The sequence below is a fragment of the Hyphomonas sp. CY54-11-8 genome (genome assembly GCF_000682735.1).
In the GTDB taxonomy this organism is placed as follows: domain Bacteria; phylum Pseudomonadota; class Alphaproteobacteria; order Caulobacterales; family Hyphomonadaceae; genus Hyphomonas.
Map to the genome: position 1 here is coordinate 1 of NZ_AWFD01000026.1, position 929 is coordinate 929.

Below are 929 nucleotides of genomic sequence, written 5' to 3' on the forward strand. Positions count from 1 at the left end.
GAACATGTTGCGTTGCGGTTTATGTTGCGGCTGGGGGCTGCTCCCTTGTTCTGGGGGATTATCCGAGAACCTGCGCAACATAATGTCAGTACATAGCGGGGGATCGGGTGATGCCTCGCGACGCATCGGAACTGTCGCGCCGGCTTGCCCGGGATGCGGAGGCGGTGTGCCGGCACTATCTGTCGAACGGTCGGCAGGAAGGCCGGTACTGGACCGTCGGCGATGCGCGCAACACGCCTGGTCGGTCGATGTATGTGCGGTTGAGGGGACCGGAGGCCGGTCCCGGAGCGGCCGGTCGTTGGACGGATGCGGCAACTGCCGAGCACGGCGATCTGCTCGACGTGATCCGGGAGAGTTGTGGCCTCACGGCGTTCGGCGATGTCGCCGAGGAGGCGCGACGGTTCCTGAGCCTGCCGCGCGAGGAGCCCTGTGCGACGCCGGATGTCGATCGTTCGCCCGCGCCGGTCGGATCGCCGGAGGCGGCACGCCGACTGATCGCAATGGCAAAGCCGATCCGGGGCACCCCGGTCGAGACCTATCTGACCGGTCGCGGCATCGGGATCCTCCACGATGCGGGGACGCTGCGGTATCACCCGCGCTGCTACTATCGTCCTGGGGATGGTGCGCCGGTCCAGAAGCGCCCGGCGATGATCGCCATGGTCACCGATCTCAAGGGCAGGATCACCGGCGCGCACCGCACATGGCTCGCGCCGGACGGGTCGGGCAAGGCGGCGGTCGCCACGCCGCGCCGGGCCATGGGCGATCTTCTGGGTCATGCCGTCCGCTTCGGCATTGCGCGTGATGTGATGGTTGCCGGCGAAGGCATCGAGACGGTGCTGTCCTTGCGACTGGCGCTGCCGGAGATGCCGATGGCTGCTGCGCTGTCGGCAGCCCATCTGGCCGCGCTCGAACTGCCGTCGACCCTGCTC

At 67.9% G+C, this 929-nt stretch carries 1 protein-coding gene; it reads left to right on the forward strand.

All coding sequences use genetic code 11. From position 1 onward, the window contains the following. Window positions 1-110: 110 nt before the first annotated feature. Window positions 111-929 (forward strand): toprim domain-containing protein (locus HY17_RS12755; RefSeq protein ID WP_034767145.1); only part of this gene is annotated, 819 nt, incomplete at its 3' end.